The sequence below is a fragment of the Pseudoalteromonas rubra genome (assembly GCF_004212645.1).
Classification (GTDB): domain Bacteria; phylum Pseudomonadota; class Gammaproteobacteria; order Enterobacterales; family Alteromonadaceae; genus Pseudoalteromonas; species Pseudoalteromonas rubra_G.
In genome coordinates, this window is sequence record NZ_PPUZ01000046.1 from 22303 (window position 1) to 48155 (window position 25853).

A 25853-nucleotide genomic window follows, 5' to 3' on the forward strand; every position below is an offset into this window, starting at 1 on the left:
CTATTCTAACACCAGAGGCGTTAAAAACAAAGATGAGCATTGAGGTGAACAAGCTTGTTGTACATTATGTCGACAAGCAAGACGAAGAAACACAAATTCATTTACGCGAAGATGAGATGCAGATTAATGATAGGGTCTCGGTATTTATTGAGCAGCTCCATCATGCTTACAATGGCAAGCCAGGAAAAGGTTTTTGTGCTTTTGATCCCGATAAAGACAGCCGTGTTGCCTCAGCGATGCAAAGCTATCGCAATAACGAGCTGGCATTTTGGCATCTTACGCAGCAAGCAACCGAAGTGTTGAAAGAAGAGTTGAACAAATATGCGTTCAACGAGACCGGCTATCTGGTGTTTTGTCATTATCAGTATGTTGCCAGCGACTATTTGTTGATAGCCATGATCAACATCAAAGAGCACTACTCGATTACCTCTGAGCTGGACCTGGCGGCTTCAAGACATTTGGATATTTCGCGTATGCAGCTGGCCGCACGTATAGACCTGACGGCCTGGGATACGCAAGCGGACGAAAATCGTTATATTTCGTTCATTAAAGGCCGTGCGGGCAGAAAAGTAGCGGATTTTTTCCTCGATTTTCTGGGTTGTGCTGAAGGTATAGACCCTAAACAGCAGTCGCAGACTATGCTGCATGCGGTAGAAGACTACCTGGCTGAACAACAGTTTGGTAAAGAAGAGAAGGACGCGATCCGTAAAGAGGTCTTTGATTATTGTAATGACTGTATCAATAGCGGTGAAGATGCTGATGTCGAGTCTTTGTCAGATACAGTCTCTAAGTCTTCGGATGTTCAGTTTGAAGACTTTTATAAGCAACAAGGCTATGAGCTGGAGGAGTCATTTCCGCTTGATAAAAAGACAGTCACCACTATGGTTAAATTCTCCGGCCTCGGTGGGGGCGTCAGCGTGGGGTTCGAGCGCAAGCACTTAGGTGAGCGGGTATTATATGACCCGCAAAATGACACTTTAACCATTAAGGGTGTGCCGCCCAATCTTAAAGATCAGCTGGAAAAGTTCTATCAAGAAGACAGTGAATAAATTAAAAAGGGCTAACTTGTGTTAGCCCTTTTTGTTAAGCCGATAATACGGATTGTTCCGCTTAGGATTTGCCGGTAACCACAAACTGTGCCAGTTGAGTGCCCAGTTTATTTGCCAGCTTAGTCATGGCATTGCTTCTGGCTGTATCTTTATAGCCCGATGCTGCTTTCACTTTGGTATTAAAGTGTGCCTGCTCTTCGCCGTTTTCTATCACAACTAAGTAGCTCTCTGCGACACTGTAAAAAGTGTTAGCTTTATTCATGTCCTGCCAGTCTACGGTAAACTTTAAGGTAAAGTCAGCCTCACCAGTGGTGACCTTGATCCCCTGAGAGCTGAGCGCTTTTGCCAGGATATCACGGACCTTGCGGTGTGCCGGTGTGTCGCCCTCAATACTAAAGCTGATGCTGTTAATGATTGCATCCGCTTCATCTTGCTTAGCGCGAACAGCGTCAGACAAAGCGATTGGGGCAGCTTGTAGTTGTGTCAGGTAACGATTCTGCTTGCTGCGTTTGACTAACAGCTCCTTAAGCGTGACGGCCTGTTTCAACTGCCCAGACTTGCTGCCACCGGTTGCCAACCTGAATTGGGCAATATCTTCATCGAGTGCACGAATGGTCAATTCAGTTTGCATGGCGGCTTCGGTGCGGTTAAATGCTGCTAATGCAAACGCTGTTTGCTGATCCGCACTGATGTATTCATCTTCAATTTTAACCCCCTGCAAATGAATGTCAGGCACCTGAGAGTTAATGAGCTCATCGACGTGAAACTGCATTGACTTCTCAGTGGCGGATTGCTCAATCCGGGTATTGGCTGAGATGGTTACATTGAGCTGTTTAGCCAAGGCAAGTCTGGCCGACTCCTGTGCTGCCAGTTTGGCCTGCTGTAAGTCACCGGTATTTTGCGCACTGCCAACACCGTAAATCATGTAGCTGGAGCTGGGCATGGCAGTGATCCATGCAGGCTTAGTATCAGCAGGGGCCTGGCTTGCATTATTTGCACTACAGCCGCTAAGAATTGCGGCTGTTAGCAAAGTGGCAAGCAGCGGCTTAGAAGCCAAAGCGCGAACGCTCCTGCAGTTTTTGAATTTTCTTCTGTCCATTCCATACCTCACGGTTTGTGGTCATATCGATCAATCTCAGGTCGACCTGATAAAAAGTCACGCGATCGCCGTCTTTCTCGTCAACGAATGAGTTAATGGTGCCTGACAGGGCATAATCAGCGCCTTGTTCCTGGCCCATCTCATTTTGTGTTGCCAGGCTGGCGTTGAGCTCCTGATCTTTCCTTTCGTCACGGATCTCCTGGCGAACATCTTTGTTTGCAACGAAGTCCGCCTGGCCGCTGCGTAAAATAGAACGCTTCAAGTCATTTAAAAAAGTATCAACCGCAATATGCTGATGCGATTTATTACGTACTGACTGGATTATAATAGCAGGGCGAGTGCCTTCTTTTTGTAAGTGATCGTTAACCCATGGAAAGCTCAACATATCGTTGATCATGGCCTCTGCAACCAGTTGCGAGTCCTTACCGTTCCACTTGTCAGAAAGAGCAACCTCTTGATTTGCATCTACTCTTTGTACTTTGGTTGACGAGCAGCCGGTAATGGCTAAGCTACATGCAACAACCAAAGGAGTTAGCTTTAAAAGTGTGGTTTTACAGTTCATAACAATTATTCCATTGTAAGCAGAGTGGTTGGTGCTGCGGATTGGGCACTTTCGATGAAAGTACGGGTATGCCACAGCGTCATATTTTCGTTGATTTCAAGTGTGTCAGATTGTTCTATCACTTTGCCCGAGCGCAGTTTGGTTTTGAGCATGATATTAACGGTGCCCTTTGTTACCGGTACCTGGGTGAGTTTAATCTGCGCAGGGAGTGACTGCCATTGGCGTAAGTCGGCACCGGCTGTGACCGCATTAACTACGCTGGTTGCTAACTTGGCAAAACCGTCAAAGGCTTGTAGTCCAGTGCTTTGTATTGCTTTATGGGCTGTCATGGCCTTAACCACTTCACGGGTAAGTGCAATTTGCATTTCCCGATTGGCGTTTTTCAGCGCACTTTGTAGGGTTAGAAGGCTAACAGAATGATAGTTATCCAGCTCTGCGACTTTTTTGCCCTCAATCCAAAGTTCAGACTTATCTATTTTTTGCTCGAATGGCTCAAGGTAAGTTACTGCGATACGGCTGCCGTGTTCCAACGCATCTATCAACCCAGCCGTTTTAGCACTTTGCCACAGGGTGTCGCCTAATGGCAGGCGCTTCGTCAATGCCCCCATGGCCACGTCACCGAGGTCGCCAGTGGCGTAATTTTGCATCATATCGAACAGGCTGGTGTCTGCGTATAACATTTGGAACCACCACATTTGTGCTTTTCGCTCCGCTGATGTTCCCCAAAGGATGGGCGTGATAACCAGCGCTTTAGCACTATGATCTGCTCTTAGTAGTAAATTAAATTCTTTGCGCTGTGGGCCAATGCCGGCATTCTGGACGACGGTTAAGCGGGGGCCCGTTTGTTCTGGTTCACTAATGCTGTAGCCCCATTTTTCCTCGAGCTCGCTTAGCTCATTGTGATAGCCACCTGCTTTTCGCATAACGCGTGCCAAGTCCATATAGGCTTGTCTTGTGACGTTATTACCCAAGTTGTATTGCTCGGCGAAACCTTGCTCGAATGCCTGTGCGGCCCTTTGATACTGAATACGAGCTGCATCGAGCTCGTTGCTACTTTCGTAAAGAACACCACTGATGTAATGGGCAAAGGCGTCGTCCTTATAGTCGATGTTCTTTAGCAGGTCGTTTGGCGCCAGTAGCGGCTGTAAAATACGCATCACTCTGTCAGTGAGGCCGTCACCGCTCGGTTTACCGTCATAACCACCTGTTTCATCGGTGAGCGTCGATAAGTAGGTATCAAGTTGGCGCATTTCAACCAGGGCGGCATCCAGGTAAACTTGTCTTTGGGCGGGGTGTTGATTTGCCAAAGCGTTATAGTTCAGCGCTTTAAAAACGTTGATAAGCGGGCGGTGGAACTCTTTACCTGCGAATGTGGTGTAAGTCGGGCCGCTCAGCAACGCCAGTGCCTGTTCTGAAACGCTGATGGTGTATTGCTCTTCAATAATTGCTTTGGCTTTGTCGAGGTTATCGTTACTCAGTTGGTATTTTTGCTCAAGGTGATACAAAGTGCCAAGCTCAAGGTGGCGTAACAGTTTATTTTTGCCCGAAGCCGGGTAAGCGGTTTCGATCGCAGTCTTTGCTTGCTCAAACTGACCTTGCTGAGCAAGTATAATTGCATTTTTGTTAGCGGGTGTTGTATTGCATCCAGTCAGAACCACAATCAGGGTCACGGTTAACCAAGCTCGATAATGCAAAGTATTGAATAGAGATAGCATTACGCTTCCTTTGCTTGTAATAAAGTTTACGGTGACTATACCAAAAAAGTTGGATATATTTGCACTAACTTAAAGATTATTTTGCTTTTTTTGAAGCTGAATATTGTAAGAAATCGTTCTTACAATTTATTACTGTAAAGCAATCTGGCTTTTGTTAAATTTAAATCATCGCTTAGAAACCAATAGCTCGAAGGACAATATCATGAAGATCAAACCGCTTATTACTACTATGCTCGTAGCAGGGATATTAACAGCTTGTAGCTCGACTGGAGAAAAAACCGCTTCTGAGTCGAAGATTAATATACCAGACTGGGTTTTGAATCCGGCTGTTGAAAATGGCATCGCAGCTGCCGATTGTGTGAAGTTCTCAGGCAACATCTCGATTGACCAGAAAATGGCAGTGGCTAACGCAAGACTGGCGTTGGCTCAACAGATTGAAACACGCATTGAAGGGCTAGACAAAACCTTTGCTAACCGCACCGATGCGAATGAAGAAACCACAGTGGGCGCGACGTTTAGCTCAGTTTCAAAGCAGCTAACAAAGCAAACGCTTAATGGATCTCGCGTGATTAAAGCCGACGTCGTTGAAATTGGCGGCAAAGATTATTTCTGTGCATTGACGACATTATCACCGGCACTGACAAAAAGTCTGTTTAAAGATCTGGTGAAAGAGAGCAAGAAACAAATTAACCCGCAAGATGAGCAATTCCTGTATCAGGAATTCAAGGCATTTAAAGCAGAAAAAGATCTGGAAAAAGAAATCGCCAGATTGACCAATTAATCGAATCGTTAGCGCACCCAAAGGTGCGCTATTTATTAATAGGAGTGGGCTGTGAAAACCATACTTGCATTGACGATTGCATCTCAGTTTGCCGCCGCGGCAGCGGTTGCCAGTACATCCAGTTTGTTCAGTGAATTGGAAGCGGCAATGCAAACCTATGACAACAGCGCCCAGGAACAAACGGAATTTGAGCGCTACAAGGCGCAGCACTTACAAGAATTTAATGACTATGTTGAAGCGCATTTTGAGGAGTTCGATGCGTTTCGCGATCAACTGATCCAACAGTGGGGAGAAGCGAAAGTTTCTGACCAAAGCCAGTTTGTCAGTTATTCCGAGGATAACCGGGAGCGCCTGGAAGTCGATTTTGAAAACAATGAAATCGTTCTCAGTGTGCGCCACCATGCCGGCTCTCATGTCTCGGATGAGCAAGTTTCACAGGCAATTGAGAGATTTAAACAATCTGAAGATAGATTGTTTAAATCTTTCCTCAGCGGCAGTGCACTAGATGATGGAGAGAGTGAGCGTAAGCAAGTGACGATAGATAATGGACTTCGTGTGAAATCTATCATAGCGGCAAAGGCCCAGATCAAACAGCAGACTCAGGAGCAGAAGCAGCTCGCAGAACAGCAAGCCGATGAAGCACTGGCTCTGGAATCTGATCCGCAAGTTGTGGAAGCCGCCAGTAAGCAGCTTACAACCAAAAAGGCGGAGCTGGATCAACTGGCCACCAAGCGTATTAAAAATCTGACCAAATCTGTTAAACAAATCTCGAAGACTGAGCCTCAGCAGGTAACCCAGGTACGGATTAAAATGCCGAAAGGTGGTCTGGCACATAAACGTGCCGCCCAGTATCAAGGCCAGATAGCAAAGCAAAGCGAGCGCTTTGAAATTGACCCCAGTCTGGTATTGGCGGTTATGCATACGGAAAGCCATTTTAATCCACTAGCCAAGTCACATATTCCGGCATTTGGTTTAATGCAAATTGTGCCAACCAGCGCGGGAGTTGATGTTAATCGCTTCCTGCATAAGCTGGATGAACCAATGAGCCCGCCTTATTTGTATGTCGTTGATAATAACATTGAGGCAGGCACCGCCTACCTGCATTTACTCAACGATCGTTATCTGAGTGCGATTAAAGATCCCCTGAGCCGCAAGTACTGCATGATAGCAGCGTACAATACGGGCGCTGGCAATGTCGCGAGTGTGTTTAATGCTGACGGCTCTCGCAATATCAAACGTGCAGCGAGAGTGATTAACTCATTGTCTCCTGAACGTGTGCTGGAAGCGCTGCAGCAGGGGCTGCCTTACAACGAAACGCGTCGTTACCTGAAAAAGGTATTGGCGACTGAAAAGCTTTATATTTAATTCTTTACGGGAATATCAGTGCTAACTAAGCTGGTACTCCCGTTTCATTGTCTTCTCTTTGGTCAAACGATTAGCCTGATGCAATGCTGTGCTTCCTGGCTGGTCGCTGTTATTTGATACCAGTCACCATTTACCTGAAACCCATATTCAAGTAAAAAAGCCGCCGATACCTATTGAGCATAGACCCAATTAAGCGGTGCAAAACAAGAAACTTCAATTGCTTAACAGCTAGATATTCTTGCCTTGCAGGGCGCTCAAACAAGCGGCTGGCTCCCATCATCTTGAACCATCTGCATAGGAACTGAAGCTATTAAGATGAGCGGATGAATATGCGTTGCCTTTCTCTGAGCTTGATTGAACATTGCTTGACTGAGTATGCGCTATGAACTTTCAGCGTTCACGGGGGATGGGATCAAAAAGGGCCGCTTAGGCGGCCCTTTTAAGTGGTTATGCAAGCTTATTCGTAGCTTGCTGGCGATGCCATGGCTGAGCTGGCACGTGCCGTTGGCGACTTAGAGCCAGAGCCCTGGCCACTGTCACTGACTTTTTCACGCATGGAGTCTGGCATTGCTGAGACGGTAATAGCTATCTCTGCACTCTCATCAGCTGCAGCTTTTGTCATTGGCGCTTCGGCGACGTATTGGTAACGTGCCCGGTTTGACACCGCATGTTCAGCAGGTGCTTCAGTTACAGGAACCTCTTGCGCTTCAACAACAGGAGCTACTGCCGCGTGCTTTGTTACAGGGGCCTCATCAGCAGCAGGTGTTTCCACTTGCTCTATAGCTGGCGTTTCAGCAACCGGTGCTTCTACTTGCTCTGTAGCTGGAATTTCAGCAACCGGTGCTTCAACTTGCTCAGCTGGCGCTTCAGCAACCGGTGCTTCTACTTGCTCTGGAGCTTGCGTTTCAGCGATAGATGCTTCCACTTGCTCTGGAGCAGGCGTTTCAGCGACAGGTGCTTCCACTTGCTCTGGAGCAGGCGTTTCAGCGATAGATGCTTCCACTTGCTCTGGAGCAGGCGTTTCTGTAACAGGTGCCTCTACTTGCTCTGAAGCTGGCGTTTCTGCAGTGGGTGCTTCCACTTGCTCTGAAGCTGGCGTTTCTGCAGTGGGTGCTTCCATTTGCTCTGGAGCTCGCGTTTCAGCGACAGGTGCTTCTACTTGCTCTGTAGATGGCGTTTCTACTTGCTCTGTAGCAGGCGTTTCAGCAGCAGGTGCTTCTACTTGCTCTGTGACAGGCGCTTCAGCAGTTGGCACTTCTACTTGCTCTGCTACTGGCGCGTCAACAACCGGTGCTTCAGCTTCAGCAACCGCTTCTTGTGGCTCTGCGTCTGATGTTTTTGCTGTGGCATTTAGCTCAGCTTCAAACTCGGCTGCTGCCTGATCTGCGACTGGCACAAACGCTGGTGTTGCATCCTTATTCTCATTGCGTTTACGCTTTTGGCCTGCTGCTCTTAGGTGACGCGGCGAACGGCGAGAGCGAGTGCGGGGTTGCTCTCGTTGCTCTTTGTCTTCTTCGCTTGCCTCTTCACCTTGTGCTTTGTCTTGAGTAAGCACCTGAGTTTGCGTTGCTGATTCATCAGCTGGCGTATCGACTGTTTGCACTTGCTCTACAGCTTCTTGCTGGGCAGCGGTTTTGGCGATAGCGTCATTGCTTCGCTCAGTGACTTGCTGTTGTGCTGACTCAGGTTGTTGCTCAGGTGTCTGCACAGGCTCTGATTGAGTGTTAGCGCTCTCATCATTCGCCTGAGCGGCTTTTACTTCACCCTCAATACGTACTTTCTTTTTCAGGTTACGGCGCTGGCGACGCGGCTTATTCGCTTTCTCCTGAGTTGCGTTTTCAGTATTGTCTTGCTTTTGCTCAGTATCTTGCTCAGCACTTTGTTTTGCTTTATCTGAGTCGTTGCGACGACGCTGGTTCTGACGGCGGCGCTTGTTGCGACCTTCGCTGCGTTCCTGGTTGTCGTTACGCTCATCTTTGCGTGTTTTGTTGTCGTTGTTATCAGTCTCTGCTTTACGGCCGTCATTACGCTCATCGTTACGACTTTCGTTACGACCATCGTTGCGACGGTCATTACGGTTACGGTTTTTGCGGCGTTGCTGGTTACGACGACGATTGTCCTGGCGCTGGCGAGGTTGCTGCTTGGGTTGCTCTTCCTCTTTTTGCTCTTCCTCACTACCAAACAAGCCTTTCAGCCAAGTTCCGATGCGGCTTAACAGACCCGCTTCCTCTTGTGCTTGCTTAGCTGCCTGAGGTTGAGTGGCTGTTTGTGCGGCTTGTGGCGCTGCTGCAGGTGCTGGCGCTGGTGCAGTAGGCATAGCAACACCTTTGAGAACAGGCTCTTCTTTTGCCACTGGCGCTGCGATAGGTGCGGCGATCTCTTCAACTTCAGGAGTAACAACCTGCTCGTAGCTCACACTCTCTGGCACATCATCTTTGCGCAGACGAACCACATCATAATGTGGTGTTTCCATGTGCTGGTTAGGGATGATCACCACGTCACAGTTATGGCGCTTTTCAATGCGCTGAACTGCGCGGCGCTTCTCGTTAAGCAGGTAAGAGCCTACTTTTACAGGTACTTGGGCGTTAACCTGAGCGGTGTTCTCTTTAATCGCTTCTTCTTCAATCAAACGCAGGATAGACAAAGCAATCGATTCGTTTGAACGGATCGTGCCCTGACCGTCACAACGAGGACAAGAGTGCTGGCTGGCTTCACCCAGTGAAGGGCGTAAGCGCTGGCGTGACATCTCGAGCAGGCCGAAGCGTGAAATTTTGCCAATCTGAACGCGGGCGCGGTCTGCGCGTACAGCATCTTTCAGGCGATTCTCAACTTCGCGCTGGTGACGCGGAGGCGTCATATCAATGAAGTCGATCACTATCAGGCCACCCAGGTCACGCAAACGTAATTGACGGGCAATTTCGTCAGCTGCTTCCAGGTTCGTATTTAATGCTGTTTCTTCAATATCACCACCTTTGGTTGCCTTTGAGGAGTTGATATCGATAGAAGTAAGCGCTTCGGTTGGGTCAATGACAATTGAGCCGCCAGAAGGCAAGCGTACTTCACGCTGGAAAGCTGACTCTATCTGGCTTTCGATTTGGTAGTGCGTGAACAGCGGAACATCGTTTTGGTATAGCTTAACGCGGTTAATAAAGTCCGGGCGGAAGCGCTCAATATGGGCTTTAGCTTCTTCAAAAACACGCGCTTTATCGATCAGGATCTCACCGATATCGCGACGTAAATAGTCGCGGATAGCGCGGAAGATAACGTTACTTTCCTGGTGGATTAAGAATGGCGCCTTACCGCTGTCAGCTGCGTTTTGAATGGCTTCCCAGTGTACCAGCAGGGCTTTCAGGTCATATTCCAATTCTTCGAAAGACTTGCCCACACCTGCTGTACGCACGATCAGACCCATACCTTTCGGTAGGTTTAGGCGGCTCAGTGCTTCTTTTAGCTCGATGCGCTCATCACCTTCGATACGGCGAGAAATACCGCCTGCACGAGGGTTATTTGGCATCAGTACCAGGTAGCTGCCGGCAACGCTAATAAAAGTGGTCAGTGCCGCACCTTTTTGGCCTCGCTCCTCTTTATCAACCTGAACAATGACTTCCTGGCCTTCTTTGATCACATCTTTAATGTTTGGACGACCATTGAAGGTATAGCCTGAAGGGAAGTATGTTTTGGCAATTTCTTTAAGAGGGAGGAAACCGTGGCGCTCAGCACCATAATCAACAAAAGCGGCTTCTAGGGAAGGTTCTATACGAGTGATTTTACCTTTGTAAATGTTGGCTTTTTTCTGTTCATGACCAGGGCTTTCGATATCAAGATCGTACAGACGCTGGCCGTCAACCAGTGCAACGCGCATTTCTTCTTGCTGCGTCGCATTGATCAGCATACGTTTCATATTTTTACTCTACTTAATTTTTTACACTTTGCCTGTGCACGCTAGTTCAGGTGTTTAGTGTTCCTATTTTTATAATGCAGTCTCACGACTGGGAGACGGGAACAATCATTTACTTCCGCATGTAACGCTTACGCCACACTGCTTTTTAAGTGGCGGGTTACTGAGTATTTTACTCAACTTGCGGATGTCGCACGGGCCTAAACATATCCCGACTAAACTACACAAGACATTAATAATTATTGCTTTTAATTTCGGTTATTTAGCTGTGTTTAATCAGTACAATGAACTATTACACGCTTCATTTCAGATTAAACGCACGTATTTGTCACTGGGCCGGGTCGATAAAGCTGTGGAAATCTCAGCTCTAATCTGTATGATCCTCCACCCAAGATGTGCATCACAGCGGCATCAATGCGATAAAAAGCACGCTCGCAAAGATAGGCGGGCCGATTATCCCACTAATACCTGCGTGATAGCAACTAAATTATTACTCAATTCAGTGATTAGGCAATGTCAGAAAAAACCGGCTTAAAGGTAAGTTTTGTAACCATAACAGAAGACCAACTCGGTCAGCGCATAGATAACTTTTTGCTTACCCATCTTAAGGGGGTGCCAAAGAGTGCAATCTACAAAATTCTTCGCAAAGGGGAGGTCAGGGTTAACAAAAAGCGGGTCAAGCCGGTATATAAGCTACAACTGAACGACGAGGTGCGTATTCCGCCGATTAAAGTGGCAGAGAAGTCAGAGTTTGTACCAAAGAACTTGGACAAAGTAGCCGGGCTTGAAGATGCGATTCTGTATGAAGATAAGTATTTGATCGTCATGAATAAGCCATCAGGAATGGCGGTGCACGGCGGTAGCGGTCTGAGCTATGGACTGATTGAAGCAATTCGAGCTTTGCGCCCGGAAGAGAGAAATCTGGAGTTAGTACATCGTCTCGATCGTGATACCTCTGGCTGTTTATTGATCTCAAAACGTCGCGCCATTCTCAAAGGGCTGCACGAACAGCTCAGAGAAAAAACCATGGAAAAGAACTACTGGGCCTTGGTATGCGGTGAGTGGTCTGCAAAGCACAAAAATGTTACTGAGCCGCTGCGTAAAAATACCCTGCAATCAGGCGAGCGAGTGGTGCGAGTTGATCACGAAGAAGGTAAAGCGTCACATACGCGCTTTCGGGTACTGGAGCGCTTTGAGGGGGCGACCTTAGTGCAGGCATCGCCTGTCACGGGGCGTACCCACCAGATCCGCGTGCATACGCAATGCAAAGGACACCCAATAGCGTGTGATGATAAATATGGCGATCAGGTGTTCGACAGCAAAATGCGCCAGCTCGGACTGGGCCGCTTGTTCTTGCATGCCCGGGAGCTCAGGTTTATTCACCCTAAGCACGAGACCACCTTACATGTTGAAGCGCCACTGGACAAAGCGCTGGAGCACTGCCTGACAACATTAAGAGGTACCCATGGCATATAAACTGGTCATTTTCGATTGGGATGGCACGGTAATGGACACTGTGCCAAAAATTGTCAATACCCTTCATAAGGTCACGGCATGTCATGGGCTTGAGCCCATTTCAAATGATGCAGCCAAGTCAATCATAGGTTTGTCGTTAGAAAAGGCCATGGCTACTTTGTTCCCAGAGCATCAAGACAATGCAGCTGATTTAGCATTGACGTATAAACGTCTATATAAAGAAGACACAACACCCATAACCGTGTTTGAGGGAGTTGAAGCACTGCTGGCCGAACTGAAAGCGCAGGGCATTTTACTTGCTGTTGCAACAGGTAAAAGCCGTGCTGGCCTGGATAATTTGCTGGCACACAGTGGTTTGAGTGATTACTTTTGTGTCACTAAAACGGCGGATGACGCAAAATCAAAACCCGATCCGGATATGCTGCTGCAGATCTTAAATGAGCTGGGTGTGTCTGCTGAAGAGGCCATTATGGTAGGCGATACGGGTATTGATATGGCACTGGCCAGCAATGCCCGTGTACCTGCTATTGCTGTCACCTTTGGTGCTGCCAGCGAAGCGCAGCTCAAGGCTTACGCACCGCTGGCCTTGTGTCATAGTTATACCCAGTTGAGTGACTTCCTATTGTCCGAGCACGTCGACGCCGAATTCGCCCAGTGATTTAGTCAGTTCAATCAGAGGGAGTCCAATTAATGTATTGGGATCGTCTCCCTCTAGTTTGTCGAACAGACAAATACCCAGCCCTTCACTTTTAAAGCTCCCCGCACAGTTGAGTGGCTGCTCTTTCGCGACATACTGTGCAATCTGCGTGTCGGTTAACTGACGAAAATGCACTTTAAATGGCACAACCTTAGTCACTGCCCGCTGAGTCTCAAGCTCATAGACGCATAATCCGGTGAGAAAAGTAACCACCTGGCCGCTGAATTGTTTGAGCTGAGCATGGGCATTTTCCACTGTGTGAGGTTTACCAAGGATCTGATCGTTAAATAAAGCGACCTGATCTGAGCCAATGACCAATCCACTGCTATAATATTGGTGCGCGACACGCGCTTTGCTTTCACTTAACCTGGCAACCAGCTCGGCAGGCGCTTCTTGAGGCAAACCTGACTCATCAATGTCGGGAGAAAAGCTGTCAAATGGCAGGCACAATTTTGCTAAAATTTGCTGCCTAAACGGAGAGCTGGAGGCTAATATAAGTGGTGATTTCATAAGTACCGTCACTGCGTTGTAGTAAATTCTCCATAGGATAATCACAACGTAGTCAAAAACAATATGAAAGTTTAATTTTGCTTTGACTAAAGCACTAACTATCTATATGATGCAGCCCCTATGCAAAAGGTGAAAATTCCTATCACCATTGATCCTTGCAAAGCGGCACAGCGCCGGGCCAGTTATGACGGTGTTATAGCGCTTGAAGAACTTTCTCGTTTGCAGCAAGTTGTGCAAGATCAAGTAGGTGAAATAGCGGTAACTATTCGTTGCGAAACAGACCAGCAAGGTTTGGTTGTGGTACGTGGAAACGTGCAAACCAAAGTCACCGTGTTGTGTCAGCGTTGTAACGATGAATTAGGGTTGGATTTGGAACAAGACTTTGCGTATTCGCCAGTCGGATTCGGTGCAGAGTCGGAAGAACTCCCTGAGTGCTATGATGTTGTGGAGTTGGATGAAGAAGGTGAGATTAATCTGCGGCAAATTGTCGAAGATGAGTTGATACTGGCGATCCCCATCGTTCCTAAGCATACAGAAGCATCCTGTTCTTTTTCTGATAAGCCAGTTAGCTTTGGTGATATAGAAGAACAAGAGAGCAAACCAAATCCATTTGAAATTTTAAAACAACTTAAGAAAGATTCTTAGGAGAAAGGCTAATGGCGGTACAAAAAAGTAAGGTGTCACGTTCACGTCGTGGCATGCGTCGTTCACACGATGCTATTAACGGTCCTACACTAACTGTAGATCAAGTTTCTGGTGAGACTCACCGTCGTCACCACGTAACTGCTGACGGTTACTACAAAGGCGAAAAAGTAATTTCTAAGTAAGAGATTGCTTTATGCACGCTGATCTAACCATAGCGTTAGATATGATGGGGGGCGATTACGGCCCCCGTTCATCAATACCTGCCGCGCTCGCTGCAGTTGAAAAATATCCCCGCTTAATTCTGTTGCTTTGTGGCAACCGAACCGTTCTTGAAAATGCGCTCAAGAAAGCTAATGCGCTGTCACACCCGCGTTTAATCGTTAAGCACTGTGATGAAGTCGTCACGAATACCTGTGATCCTGCTCAGGCACTGCGCAACAAACGAAAATCCTCCATGCGAGTGGCACTGGACTTGGTTAAATCTGGTCAGGCACAAGCGTGTGTCAGTTCCGGTAATACCGGCGCGCTATTGAGCATGGCCCATTATGTTCTGAAAATGTTGCCTGGCATAAAAAGGCCTGCTTTGATCACCTCTGTGCCCACAGAAAAAAAACAGCCCGTCTATTTGCTGGACCTCGGTGCTAACATACAGTGCGACCCCGAAACCCTATTGCAGTTTGCCATTATGGGCTCAATCGTCGCAGGCGCCGCGCTGAAACTGGACAAACCCAAAGTCCACTTGCTTAACATTGGACTTGAAGATATCAAAGGGCACGACGGGATCAAGCAGGCTGCCAAATTAATGCAGGACTGCTCTGCCATCAATTACCAGGGCTATTGCGAAGGAAGTGATATATTTTCAGGCAAGTCAGACGTCATTGTGTGTGAGGGTTTTGTTGGCAATGTCGCATTGAAAACCTGCGAAGGAATTGCCAAACTTATCATGTTTAAGTTTACAAAAGCGTTGAAAAAGCATCTTTTTTACCGCTGCTTGGCGTTTTTACTCAGGCCCGTCATAAAAAAACTGTATAAACGCGTGAACCCCGACCAGTATAATGGCGCAAGTCTGGTAGGATTGCGCGGTATTGTAGTGAAAAGTCACGGAAATGCGTCGAAGAAGGCTTTTTTGGCTGCGATTGAAGAAGCGGCCAGAGAAGTAGATAGGCGTATTCCAGATAAGATCCAGGCGGCCTTTGAAGAAATGGCGCCGATTGAAGAGACATCTGCCAGATCCTAGTTCATCCAGATAGTGTGGCTAAGGAAATGGCAGAATATAGAAATCATAAGAGCACACTATGTCACAAAAGATTGCTTTACTATTTCCAGGCCAGGGCTCTCAGAGCGTTGGCATGTTGGCGGAATTATTAGAAACTTCTCAAGTTGTTCAGGATACCTTTGCAGAGGCCTCTGCGGCGCTGGGTTATGACCTGGCAAAACTCGTTTTAGACGGTCCTGAAAGCGAATTGAATGAAACCCACCGCACACAGCCTGCATTGTTGACCGCCAGTGTGGCGATTTTCCGACAGTGGCAAACTGAACAGTCAGACGCCGAACTGGTATTGGCTGGCCACAGCCTGGGCGAATATTCAGCTTTGGTATGCGCAGGCGTACTTGACCTGGCTACGGCCGTAAAACTGGTTGAGAAACGTGGTTTATATATGCAACAGGCAGTACCTGCGGGCACGGGCTCAATGGCCGCAATCATAGGTCTGGATGATGAGTCCATCGCAAAGATCTGTGAAGAGCAGGCTGAACAGCAAGTGGTTGCGCCGGTAAACTACAATTCACCGGGCCAGGTCGTCATTGCTGGCCACAAAGAAGCGGTTGAGCGCGCTTCTGCCGCGTGTAAAGAAGCGGGTGCCAAGCGTGCCTTACCTTTGGCCGTCAGCGTACCTTCTCACTGTGCACTGATGAAGCCAGCTGCACAGCAACTGGCTGCAGACTTGGCAGAAATTGAATTCGCAGCGCCTTTATTCCCTGTTATCAATAATGTTGATGTTGCACAGCAGCAAAGTGGTGATGCAATTAAAGATGCCCTCATTCGTCAGCTATACAGCCCTGTGCGCTGGACTGAAACGGTGCAGCAATTAGCTAAAGAGGGGATCACTCAGGCATACGAATTTGGCCCGGGTAAAGTTATCACCGGTCTGGTTAAACGAATTGATAAATCTATAGCGTGTAGCGCCGTTAATGATGCGGCAGCAATCACGTCTGCAAAGTAAATGACGGAATTGAATATGACAAACCTATTTGATTTGACAGGTAAAGTGGTACTTGTCACGGGCGCAAGCCGAGGCATTGGTAAAGCCATTGCAAATGCGATGGTGGCACAAGGTGCAAAGGTAGCAGGTACTGCAACAAGCGAATCGGGTGCAGAAAAGATTTCTGACTACTTGGGCGAAAATGGTAAAGGCTACAAGCTTAATGTAACTGACGCAGAATCGATTGAAGCAACGCTTCAGGCCATTAAACAAGACCTGGGCGATGTGGATGTGCTGGTTAATAATGCTGGCATTACCCGTGATAACCTGCTGATGCGCATGAAAGATCAAGAGTGGGATGAGATCCTTGATACTAACCTGAGCTCAATTTTCCGTTTGTCTAAGGCGGTTTTGCGTCCTATGATGAAGAAAAAATCAGGCCGTATCATTAACATTGGCTCAGTGGTCGGTACCATGGGTAATGCAGGACAGGCGAACTATGCAGCTGCCAAAGCGGGTGTGATTGGTTTCTCAAAATCGATGGCCCGTGAGGTGGCATCACGTGGTATAACCGTTAACGTGATTGCACCTGGTTTTATCCAAACAGACATGACTGATGAGCTAACTGACGAGCAAAAGGCGGCAACGCTCGCGAACGTGCCGGCAGGGCGCCTTGGTAAGCCAGAAGAGATTGCAGCAGCGGCTGTTTATCTCGCATCTGATGCTGGCGCTTATGTTTCAGGCGAAACTTTGCACGTAAATGGCGCCATGTACATGGTGTAACAATTGTGCGCGAGGTTGAAGTTTTTGTGATCTTGCGGCAATCTTACTTGAAATTGCTATGAAAATAGGCGATAAAAGTAAAAAATATTTAGTAACAGGTTTGACCAGAAAAAAAAGTCATGGTCAATCCTTGAATCACAGTATGATGCGCCGTAAACTACGCCGCAATCTGAAATTAACGCGATAGCGTTTAAATAAAGGAAAGAAGAATGAGCGACATCCAAGAACGCGTAAAAAAAATCATCGTTGAGCAACTAGGTGTTAAAGAAGAAGAAGTAAAATCAGAAGCGTCTTTCGTAGACGATCTGGGTGCTGACTCTCTTGACACTGTTGAGCTGGTAATGGCTCTGGAAGAAGAGTTCGACACTGAGATCCCTGACGAAGAAGCTGAGAAAATCACGACTGTTCAGGCAGCGATCGATTACGTTACTGCTCACGCTGAGTAATTAACGGTTTTAAATTAGGGCAGCATTCGCTGCCCTGATCATTTATCCCCCCATCATTTCGAAAATCCCTTTTGGAGGAAACCGTGGCTAAACGTCGAGTCGTAGTAACTGGCTTAGGTATGTTGACGCCGCTAGGTAATGACGTCGAGTCAACCTGGCAGGGCTTGTTAGAAGGCCGAAGTGGTATTCGCAATATCACACACTTTGACACTACTCAGTTCGGTACCAAGTTTGCGGGTCTGGTCAATGATTTTGACGAGACTCAATACATGTCAAAGAAAGATGCCAAGAAAATGGACTTGTTCATTCAGTACGGCATCGCGGCGGGCGTACAGGCGCTTAAAGATTCCGGGTTGGAAATCACAGAACAAAATGCCAAGCGCGTTGGTGTCGCTGTGGGTTCTGGGATCGGGGGCCTGACGCTGATTGAAGAAAACCATGTCAAGCTATTGAACAGTGGCCCACGCAAGCTGTCTCCTTTTTATGTACCTTCGACCATCATTAATATGATCTCAGGCCACCTGTCTATTATGCACGGTCTGCGAGGCCCGAACATTTCCATTGTGACGGCATGTACAACAGGCTTGCATAACATTGGCCATGCAGCACGTATGATAGCCTACGGCGATGCGGATGCGATGGTTGCCGGTGGTGCAGAAAAAGCGTCTACGCCAATCGGTATGGGTGGTTTTAGTGCGGCACGTGCTTTATCTACACGCAATGATGATCCACAAGCGGCGTCGCGCCCTTGGGATAAAGATCGTGACGGTTTTGTGCTGGCTGATGGTGCGGGTGTGATCGTGCTGGAAGAATACGAGCACGCGAAAGCGCGCGGCGCGAACATCTACGCAGAGCTGGTCGGCTTTGGTATGAGTGGCGATGCTTATCATATGACGTCACCACCAGAAGATGGTGCAGGGGCTGCACTAGCGATGGAAAATGCCTTACACGACGCTGGTGTTAATGCTGAGCAGGTTGGTTATATCAATGCACATGGTACGTCTACGTCAGCGGGCGACAAGGCCGAAACTTCGGCAGTGAAGTCTATCTTCGGCGATGCTGCGAAAGATGTGATGGTGAGCTCGTCCAAGTCGATGATGGGTCATCTGTTGGGCGCTGCAGGCTCTGTAGAGTCTATCATCAGCATCTTGTCGCTACAGCACCAAAAGGTCACGCCTACTATCAACCTGGATAACCCGGATGAAGGGTGCGACCTTGATTACGTACCACACACGGCACGTGATGCTAAGCTAGACTATGCGCTATGTAACTCATTTGGGTTCGGCGGCACAAACGGCTCTTTGCTGTTTAAGAAAGTCTGATAGCTAACTCAGTATAAAAACCCGGCAATGTCCGGGTTTTTTTATGTCGATATGACACCGTCAGAACAGCAGATATGATACAGTTGGCGCAATCAATTTGAAGTGGTAAAGACGAATGCAGCAGGTAAGCAGCCGGGATCGCGGCCTTAACTATGGCGATGGCTTTTTTACAACGGTTAAAGTTTCAGCGGGCAAATTGGAGCGCTGGGAAGGTCATTTAAAACGCCTGGCGCAGTGCGCAAGTACCTTGTATTTCCCTGAGATAAACTACAGTGCGCTGACTGAGCAATGCGAGTACGCGTCGAGGGACGTAGATGAAGGGGTGCTCAAAGTGGTGATCACCCGAGGTGAAGGCGGAAGAGGTTATGGCTTGCCAGAGGAGCCTCAGGTTACAACACTTGTGTCGTTATCGGCGTATCCGGCTCATTATACGCGCTGGCGTGATGCGGGCGTGACTTTGGCCCTATCCGATGTTCGTTTAGGCCACCAACCTATGTTAGCCGGACTGAAAACACTGAACCGACTTGAGCAGGTGCTCATTAAACAAAATGCCGCTCACAAAGCTGCGGATGACGTCCTTGTGATGGATTTACACGGCCAGGTTATCGAAAGTTCAGCAGCCAATATTCTGATCTGTCAAGATAAGCACTGGTATACACCCGATTTGTCTCAGTGTGGGATCCAGGGCGTGTATCTTGCAAGCCTGCAACAGCATAATCCCATTACAACGATTTCCCTGAGTCTGGAGTCTGTTTATGCGGCAGACGCTGTTTATCTGTGTAACAGCCTGATGGGCCTTGTGCCTGTGCGCCAGATTGATAATCATGGTTTCAGCCTGGATAAGGCGCATGCATTGGCAAAGGAGCTTGTTGTCAGATTATGATCAAAAAGCTGATTTTACTTTTGCTGTCAGGGTTAGTCATTGTTGTGTTGGCAGCTACGCATACCATTTCAGAATTTAAGGATGCGCCACTTCGCAGCGATACACGCTACTTTGAGGTGAAACGGGGTGACAGCTTTGTGGCAATTTGCCAGCGCTGGCAAGGCCTGGGCTGGGTCGAAAGCTGTTTGCCTTATCAGGTTTACGGCAAAGTGTTCCCGGAGCGAGTCAAAGTCAAAGCGGGTGTCTACGAATTACAAGGTTTGAGTGTACTCGATGCGCTATCAAAGTTAAGTGCCGGGGCGCAGGCCGATTTTATGTTCACTATCATTGAAGGGCAAACCTTTAAACAGGTACTGACCAATCTCAAGGATGCGCCGTTTATTCACTTTGACCTGAATGAAGCTGATATGGCAAAGCATATGCGCCTTGATACAGCAGGGCTGTCTGGTGACCGGGCTTTTCATCCGGAAGGCTGGTTATTTCCCGAAACCTATCATTATCACGCGCACAGTAAAGCATCTGCCCTGATAAAACGTGCCAGCGAGCGTATGCATCAGCAACTGGCATCTGCATGGCAGCAACGGGCAGCCGACTTGCCCATCAGCTCGGCTTATGAGGCGCTGATTCTGGCATCCATCATCGAAAAGGAAACGGGCAAAGCACAAGAGCGTCCGGTCATCGCGTCTGTCTTTGTCAACCGCCTGAACCGCAAGATGCGACTGCAAACGGACCCGACGGTTATTTATGGTCTGGGTGAGCGTTTTGACGGAGACATTAAGCGCCGCGATCTGCGCGAGCATACGCCTTATAACACATACCGAATCAATGGCTTGCCCCCAACACCCATTGCCATGCCGTCGTTCGCTGCAATAAAAGCGGCCACTCAGCCAGCACAAACGGATTATCTGTATTTTGTCTCAAAAGGAGATGGCAGCCATTATTTCTCCAAGTCTCTACGAGAGCACAATCAGGCGGTGCAACGCTACATATTGAATAAACAAAATGGCTGAACAAGTAAAAATACCTGCGCCGCTCAATGAGTGGTCGCAAGCGGCTGTATATTGTAGACAAATATGATATACCAGCAACATAACACTACACGGATAATAAAAACTGGAGCTCTGTAATGAATAAGTTGAATGCGCTCACACTCGCCGTAGCGATTGCTTTGTCGGGCTGTGCACAGGAAAGCCGGGTCAATCAGGTTGACTCTGCAGCAACTGCCGCTGCGCCATTGTCACGCGCTGACATCGACAAGCAAGTTGACGCCTATACGCAAACCTTTATAAATCATCAGCCTGCACTGGCAACCTCATTAAAGCTATCTGCCGATCAATACGGCAGTTATGCCGACAGACTGCCTGACTACTCAGCATCGGGTATGCAGGCGCTGCAAATTGATATGAATAATGCCGCAGAAAAACTCAAGCGTCTGCAAGCGCACAAGATGAGTGAAGATGATCGTTTACACCTGCGTGTGAACGAAGTGCTGGCGCGTTATTATGCCGGTGACGCCCAATTTAGCGGCGGATATATAGATACCTGGGGTGGCCACTTACCTTATATTGTGAATCAGCTTTCCGGGCCTCTGGTGGATATTCCAAACCTGCTCAAAGATCAGCACAGCGTTGAAAACCTGCAGGATGCGCAAAACTATCTGACCAGGCTGGACGCGTTTGCAACACTGACCGAACAGGTTCGCGGTAAGCTTGCGGATGATGCTGAAAAGGGCATCATCCTGCCCAAGGTCCTGTTCCCGAATACCTTTGGATACCTGAATAACTTTACCGCGCATTCGAGCGATAAACACCCATTGGTTACCTCATTTGACGCCAAATTATCAAATGTTGCATCTATTTCTGAAGCACAGCGCACTGAGCTCGTTAATGCGGCAGCAGCATTGGTTGATCAAAAGATCTATCCCGCATATCAGCGTGTGATTGCCGATCTTAAAGTGTTACAGGCAAAAGCCCCTGAAAAAGTCGGGATCTGGGCGCAGCCAGGTGGTGAAGCCTTCTATCAGCATGAAATTACCTATCTGGCCGATTCGGATCTCAGTGCACAGCAGATCCACGATATTGGGCTTGCGGAAGTTAAACGGATCACCGAGCGGATGGACCAGATCCTGCGCGAAAATGGTTATACCACGGGCTCTGTGGGCGACCGTATGAAGCAGCTAAATGATGAACCTCGCTTTTTATACGAAGACAGTGACGCGGGCCGCGAAGCATTGCTGACCTTCTTGCGTGGAGAAATTGAGACCATCAACAAAAAAGCACCGCAGTACTTTTCAACTCTACCGCCGCAAGAAGTAGAAGTACGCCGTATTCCCAAAGAAGTGGAAGCCGGTGCACCGGGTGGCTATTACAGCGGGCCTTCTCTGGATGGCAGTCGTCCCGGAGTATTTGCCATCAACCTTAAAGACATGAAGGCCGTACCAAGCTTTGGTATGAAAACTCTGACCTATCACGAAGCCGTGCCTGGGCACCATTTCCAGATTGCGCTCAACATGCTGCAGACAGACATTGGTCTGATGCGTCAGAATGCCTCGTTCAACGGCTATATTGAGGGCTGGGCGCTTTACTCTGAGTTAGTCGCCTATGAAATGGGAATGTACGAGAACGACCCGTTTGGTGATTTGGGTCGCTTGCAGGCAGAAGCCTATCGGGCTGCGCGTCTGGTGGTCGACACCGGACTGCACTATAAGCAGTGGACGCGTCAGCAAGCGATTGAGTACTTTGCTGAAGCGACGGGCTCGGCTATGAGCGATGTCACAGCGGCAATTGACCGTTATATCGCCTGGCCAGGTCAGGCCCTGGGTTATAAATTGGGTATGATTAAGCTCGTTGAGCTGCGCGATAAAGCCCGCAAGGCGCTTGGCGATAAGTTTGATATTAAAGCCTTCCATGATGTGATCTTACTGAAAGGTGCCAGACCTCTGGCGATTGTGGAAGACGACGTCGACCGCTGGGTCGCATCACAAAGTTAACTTTAAGAGGTGGCTGTATAGCCACCTTTTTACAACGCCTGCTTTTAATGCTGTAGAAAATATCGAGTGGTTTTTATTACCTGAAGTATTAAGACGTTAAGCCAGGCTGGCATCTCGTGACTGCCAGCTCATAACCGCCTTCAGGAAACGTCAGCAAGTCAACTTTTGTTTCCAATACCTATACGCCATTTCATTTCTGCCCCAGAATTTGATACGAACGGACGTGCCTGCCTTTCAAATGAAATGCCGATGCCCTGATCGCGCTAAGAAACACCTGCTCAAATCAACTCCCATGGATAAAAAATATTGTATACAATATAAATTCATTGTAGGGTGATTAGGTCTGCTACAGACAAATCATCAATGGGAACTCAACAGGAATTAGAAATGCGTAACAATAAAAATAATACGCAGGTGATCCGTCAAACGCTGGCTGCGAGTGCAATCGCGCTGGCATTAGGTGGCGCGGCGCCTGCATTTGCTGCAGATGGCAACAGTTTGATCAGAGGTAGTATCGTTAGTGGTCAGGGCAATGACCTGAGCAATGTGGAGCTCATCTTTACGCACAAAGCAAAAGGGCTGACATTTAGCGTCAGAACCAATGCTCAGGGTGAATACATTCTGCGTAACTTACCGGTCGGTCAATATCGGGTATCGATCGGTAAGGACGGGTTTGAAACTGTGCTCGAAGAGCAGGTTCAGGTCAGCATAGGCCAGTCGGTGTTACTGGATGCGCAGCTTAATCGCATCGGCGCGTCGGATATCGAGCGCATCGCGGTATCAGGTACGGCCATTCGTCGTGTTGATATGGCTTCTTCCACCGCAGGTGTGACCTACACAGACGAAGAAATTAAAGCCATGCCTGTTAATACCGGCTTTGAGAGTATTGCGTTGCTGGCACCGGGCACCGCAGAGCCAGGCGGTTCCGAGTTTAAGGATGCATCCAGCTTTGGTGGTTCATCGTCGGCAGAAAATGGCTATTACTTTAACGGTCTCAATGTTACCAGCATTCGTACCGGGCTGGGTTCAATACGACTGCCGTGGGAGGCGATTTCGCAAACTCAGGTGAAAACGGGGGGAGTGAGTCCCGAATTTGGTGGTGCACTGGGTGGTATCGTGAATGCGGTCTCCAAGTCGGGGGATAATGATTTTAAGTTGGGCGTTGAGATGCGCTACGACCCGGATAGCTTACGCAGTCAGCACGACGCCCTATACCAGCAAAATGGGGTGGTTGGTTATGACACCAATACCCAACAATCTACTGAATCGTATAAAGAGTTTCAGGTCTGGGCAAGTGGCGCACTGGTTGAAGACTCACTGTTTTTCTATGGTCTGCTGGCACCGTACCGAGAAAATGAAACCTGGGCCAGGCAAACGGTTTATAACGACCGGGAGCGGGAGGAGGATCGCTGGTTTGCCAAGTTAGACTGGTTTATCAATCAGGACCACTCTGTGGGATTTTCTGCGATGAACAACAAGCGAACCTGGGAAACCACCTCCTTTGCGTATGACTGGGAAACCAATGTGGTGGGAGAGCAGCGGGGAGTTGCCGCACCAGGTGAAGACGGCGGTAAAGTATACAGCCTGAACTATAACGGTTATATCAATGATTTTTTCAGTGTTTCCGCTGTCGTTGGACGGGTGTCGGAAAACGTGGAAAATGTGGTTGCTTCTACGGATCCGGGTGTCTGGGATGAGCGTGACGGCTTTGTTACTGTCTCTTCACATACCGCCAGCGGGATCACCGAAGAAGAGTTTATTCGCGATCAGTTCAAACTTGATTTTACCTGGGATCTGGAAATGCACTCAGTGTCGTTTGGTATCGATTACAGCAAGATTACGGTGGATTATTACGAAGGACAAAATGGACTGGGCGAGGCGCAGGGCTGGTGGACTATCTTAACTGCGTCGGAGGATGATATTTCAGGCGCGCCTCAGGGGACGGACTATATTGAGCGTCGCGTGCGTACCCGGGAAGTGGGGAACAAATCCGACTCTACGTCACTGGCACTGTATGTAAATGACAGCTGGCAGGCAACAGACAACCTGGTGCTTAATCTGGGGGTCAGATACAGCGAGTTTGATAATTCGACCTCTAGCGGTGAAGCGTTTGTAGATATGACAGGTCAAGTTGCGCCCAGATTGCAAGCCATTTACGACTTACACGGCGATGGCAGCGCTAAGATTTTTGCAACCTATGGGCGCTACTTCCAGCCTGTTTCGGCCAACATGAATGTGACCCTGGGATCGTCATCCATTGAATGGTTTGAGTACTTCGCATTGGATCAGGTTGACGCCAATGGCGTGCCAGTTTTGGACCCTGATGGCGCGCCCAGCAGAGGGGCGCAATTGCGGGAGCGTTACTGGCGACAAAGGGGGATCACGGAGCCCGGTCTGATAGCGTCATCCTCCCTAAAGCCGATGTATTCGGATGAGTTCACTCTGGGTTACCAGCAAGAAGTGTTTGGTGATATGGCGCTTGGAATTCGCGCCATCTATCGTGACTTAGGACGCAGCGTGGAGGATACCGACGTGGGACCGGTACTGGCTAAGAAACTGGCTGAACTGGGGATCAAGGATAACGTCGGGCAAAGCTCTTATTATGTGCTGAATAACCCTGGAGAGGCCATTAGCATGAGTTACGACTTTGATGGCGATGGGCAGGTTGATGAGATCACCCTCAGTGCTGAGGAGCTGGCCCTGCAACAGGCTAAGCGCAAGTATCTGGCACTGGAATTGACCCTCGAAGGTAATGTGACCGACCGGTTTCGGATTAATTCGTCCTATACCTGGTCTCATAGCTACGGTAATACAGAAGGCCTGGTCAAGACTGACAATAACCAGGCCGACCCGGGCTGGACAACGTCCTATGACTATGCGGATCTGATGGACAATGGGTACGGAGATCTCCCCAATGATCACCGCCATGCAATTAAGTTTTCCGGTGCCTATGAACTGACCGATGAGCTGACGCTGGGTATGGTTGCGCGCGCCATTTCCGGGCGGCCGACAAACTATTTATCCTTACACCCGCGTAATGTGGATAGCTGTAAAACAGGCAGCCCGTGGGATGCGTGTGTGAGCCGGGACTATGGTCATGTCAGTCACTATGATGAGCATGGTAATGCAGCCCCGCGAGGCAGTATTGACAACCTGCCATGGCTGACAAGCTTCGACTTATCAATGGCCTACAATACCGATATCTCGGGCCATGATCTGATGCTCAAGGCCACAGTTTACAATCTGCTGAACAACGATGCGGCGCTGGATATCACCGAAACCAGAACCCGCAACAGTTCGGTGGAAGGTCAGGAACTGGAGTTGAACCCGGATTATGGCCTAGTGACGCGTCGTCAGGAAGAGCGGTTTGTTTCTTTGGTAGCACGCTTTACTTTTTAATTTGTAGTTTTCCCTGGTCAGTCGGGCTTCATG

Annotated in this window: 21 protein-coding genes; 16 read left to right on the plus strand and 5 right to left on the minus strand. The window is 48.5% G+C overall.

The window, feature by feature from the left end; all coding sequences use genetic code 11:
• Nucleotides 1–32: 32 nt before the first annotated feature.
• Nucleotides 33–1049 carry a nucleoid-associated protein YejK gene (gene yejK / locus C3B51_RS16595; protein WP_125716413.1) on the plus strand — a complete coding sequence of 339 codons (1017 nt, stop codon included), beginning with the start codon at nucleotides 33–35 and terminating at the stop codon, nucleotides 1047–1049.
• A 61-nt stretch (nucleotides 1050–1110) separates the two neighbouring features.
• On the opposite strand, the gene C3B51_RS16600 is transcribed toward yejK, so the two are convergent.
• The 3 genes from C3B51_RS16600 to C3B51_RS16610 are packed head-to-tail and all read right to left on the minus strand — an operon-like array spanning nucleotide 1111 to nucleotide 4425.
• Nucleotides 1111–2106 (minus strand): LPP20 family lipoprotein, encoded by a 996-nt coding sequence (locus tag C3B51_RS16600; protein WP_130245786.1) that lies wholly within the window; start codon nucleotides 2104–2106, stop codon nucleotides 1111–1113.
• Entirely contained in the window at nucleotides 2096–2710 is a 615-nt protein-coding gene (locus C3B51_RS16605; protein ID WP_125716415.1) for a penicillin-binding protein activator LpoB, read from the minus strand. The genes C3B51_RS16600 and C3B51_RS16605 overlap by 11 nt, the downstream gene beginning before the upstream one ends.
• Nucleotides 2711–2715: 5 nt before the next feature.
• Nucleotides 2716–4425 carry a hypothetical protein gene (locus C3B51_RS16610; RefSeq protein WP_130245787.1) on the minus strand — a complete coding sequence of 570 codons (1710 nt, stop codon included), beginning with the start codon at nucleotides 4423–4425 and terminating at the stop codon, nucleotides 2716–2718.
• A gap of 202 nt (nucleotides 4426–4627) precedes the next feature.
• Here C3B51_RS16610 and C3B51_RS16615 point away from each other — a divergent pair, with 202 nt between their 5' ends.
• Together C3B51_RS16615 and C3B51_RS16620 are read left to right on the plus strand one after the other, a co-directional pair.
• Nucleotides 4628–5206 (plus strand): LPP20 family lipoprotein, encoded by a 579-nt coding sequence (locus C3B51_RS16615; RefSeq protein WP_130245851.1) that lies wholly within the window; start codon nucleotides 4628–4630, stop codon nucleotides 5204–5206.
• A gap of 51 nt (nucleotides 5207–5257) precedes the next feature.
• On the plus strand, nucleotides 5258–6571 hold the full coding sequence (locus C3B51_RS16620) for a transglycosylase SLT domain-containing protein (RefSeq protein ID WP_125716418.1): 1314 nt from the start codon (nucleotides 5258–5260) through the stop codon (nucleotides 6569–6571).
• A gap of 457 nt (nucleotides 6572–7028) precedes the next feature.
• Here the strand turns inward: C3B51_RS16620 and rne are convergent, their stop codons facing one another.
• Complete coding sequence (gene rne, locus C3B51_RS16625; protein ID WP_130245788.1) at nucleotides 7029–10472, minus strand: ribonuclease E; 3444 nt, start codon at nucleotides 10470–10472, stop codon at nucleotides 7029–7031.
• A gap of 510 nt (nucleotides 10473–10982) precedes the next feature.
• Between rne and rluC the strand changes: the two genes are divergently transcribed.
• Both rluC and C3B51_RS16635 read left to right on the plus strand, forming a co-directional pair.
• On the plus strand, nucleotides 10983–11945 hold the full coding sequence (rluC, locus tag C3B51_RS16630) for a 23S rRNA pseudouridine(955/2504/2580) synthase RluC (RefSeq protein WP_125716420.1): 963 nt from the start codon (nucleotides 10983–10985) through the stop codon (nucleotides 11943–11945).
• Nucleotides 11935–12603 (plus strand): HAD family hydrolase, encoded by a 669-nt coding sequence (locus C3B51_RS16635; RefSeq protein WP_130245789.1) that lies wholly within the window; start codon nucleotides 11935–11937, stop codon nucleotides 12601–12603. The genes rluC and C3B51_RS16635 overlap by 11 nt, the downstream gene beginning before the upstream one ends.
• Here C3B51_RS16635 and C3B51_RS16640 read toward each other — a convergent pair.
• Nucleotides 12565–13152 (minus strand): Maf family protein, encoded by a 588-nt coding sequence (locus tag C3B51_RS16640; RefSeq protein WP_125716422.1) that lies wholly within the window; start codon nucleotides 13150–13152, stop codon nucleotides 12565–12567. The two genes, C3B51_RS16635 and C3B51_RS16640, sit on opposite strands and share 39 nt — an antisense overlap.
• A 120-nt stretch (nucleotides 13153–13272) precedes the next feature.
• Here C3B51_RS16640 and yceD point away from each other — a divergent pair, with 120 nt between their 5' ends.
• The 11 genes from yceD to C3B51_RS16695 all read left to right on the plus strand — a co-directional run bounded on the left by yceD (nucleotide 13273) and on the right by C3B51_RS16695 (nucleotide 25820).
• Nucleotides 13273–13797 carry a 23S rRNA accumulation protein YceD gene (yceD, locus tag C3B51_RS16645; RefSeq protein WP_130245790.1) on the plus strand — a complete coding sequence of 175 codons (525 nt, stop codon included), beginning with the start codon at nucleotides 13273–13275 and terminating at the stop codon, nucleotides 13795–13797.
• Between the two features lie 11 nt (nucleotides 13798–13808).
• Entirely contained in the window at nucleotides 13809–13979 is a 171-nt protein-coding gene (rpmF, locus tag C3B51_RS16650) for a 50S ribosomal protein L32 (protein ID WP_010382129.1), read from the plus strand.
• Nucleotides 13980–13990: 11 nt separating this feature from the next.
• Nucleotides 13991–15034, plus strand: a complete 1044-nt coding sequence (gene plsX, locus C3B51_RS16655) for a phosphate acyltransferase PlsX (RefSeq protein WP_130245791.1) — start codon at nucleotides 13991–13993, stop codon at nucleotides 15032–15034.
• 58 nt (nucleotides 15035–15092) lie between these two features.
• Complete coding sequence (gene fabD, locus C3B51_RS16660; protein WP_130245792.1) at nucleotides 15093–16019, plus strand: ACP S-malonyltransferase; 927 nt, start codon at nucleotides 15093–15095, stop codon at nucleotides 16017–16019.
• A 15-nt stretch (nucleotides 16020–16034) separates the two neighbouring features.
• Complete coding sequence (fabG, locus tag C3B51_RS16665) at nucleotides 16035–16781, plus strand: 3-oxoacyl-ACP reductase FabG (RefSeq protein ID WP_046005929.1); 747 nt, start codon at nucleotides 16035–16037, stop codon at nucleotides 16779–16781.
• Nucleotides 16782–16990: 209 nt separating this feature from the next.
• Entirely contained in the window at nucleotides 16991–17227 is a 237-nt protein-coding gene (gene acpP / locus C3B51_RS16670) for an acyl carrier protein (protein ID WP_010374019.1), read from the plus strand.
• A gap of 83 nt (nucleotides 17228–17310) precedes the next feature.
• Nucleotides 17311–18549, plus strand: coding sequence for a beta-ketoacyl-ACP synthase II (gene fabF / locus C3B51_RS16675; RefSeq protein WP_125716426.1), 1239 nt, complete (start codon nucleotides 17311–17313; stop codon nucleotides 18547–18549).
• A 115-nt stretch (nucleotides 18550–18664) separates the two neighbouring features.
• Nucleotides 18665–19432: an aminodeoxychorismate lyase gene (pabC, locus tag C3B51_RS16680; RefSeq protein ID WP_130245793.1), complete on the plus strand. Its 768-nt coding sequence runs from the start codon at nucleotides 18665–18667 to the stop codon at nucleotides 19430–19432.
• Nucleotides 19429–20442 (plus strand): endolytic transglycosylase MltG, encoded by a 1014-nt coding sequence (mltG, locus tag C3B51_RS16685; RefSeq protein WP_130245794.1) that lies wholly within the window; start codon nucleotides 19429–19431, stop codon nucleotides 20440–20442. Before pabC ends, mltG begins: the two co-directional genes overlap by 4 nt.
• A gap of 116 nt (nucleotides 20443–20558) precedes the next feature.
• Nucleotides 20559–22421, plus strand: a complete 1863-nt coding sequence (locus C3B51_RS16690; RefSeq protein ID WP_130245795.1) for a DUF885 domain-containing protein — start codon at nucleotides 20559–20561, stop codon at nucleotides 22419–22421.
• Nucleotides 22422–22808: 387 nt separating this feature from the next.
• Nucleotides 22809–25820, plus strand: a complete 3012-nt coding sequence (locus C3B51_RS16695; RefSeq protein WP_130245796.1) for a TonB-dependent receptor — start codon at nucleotides 22809–22811, stop codon at nucleotides 25818–25820.
• Nucleotides 25821–25853 lie beyond the last annotated feature (33 nt).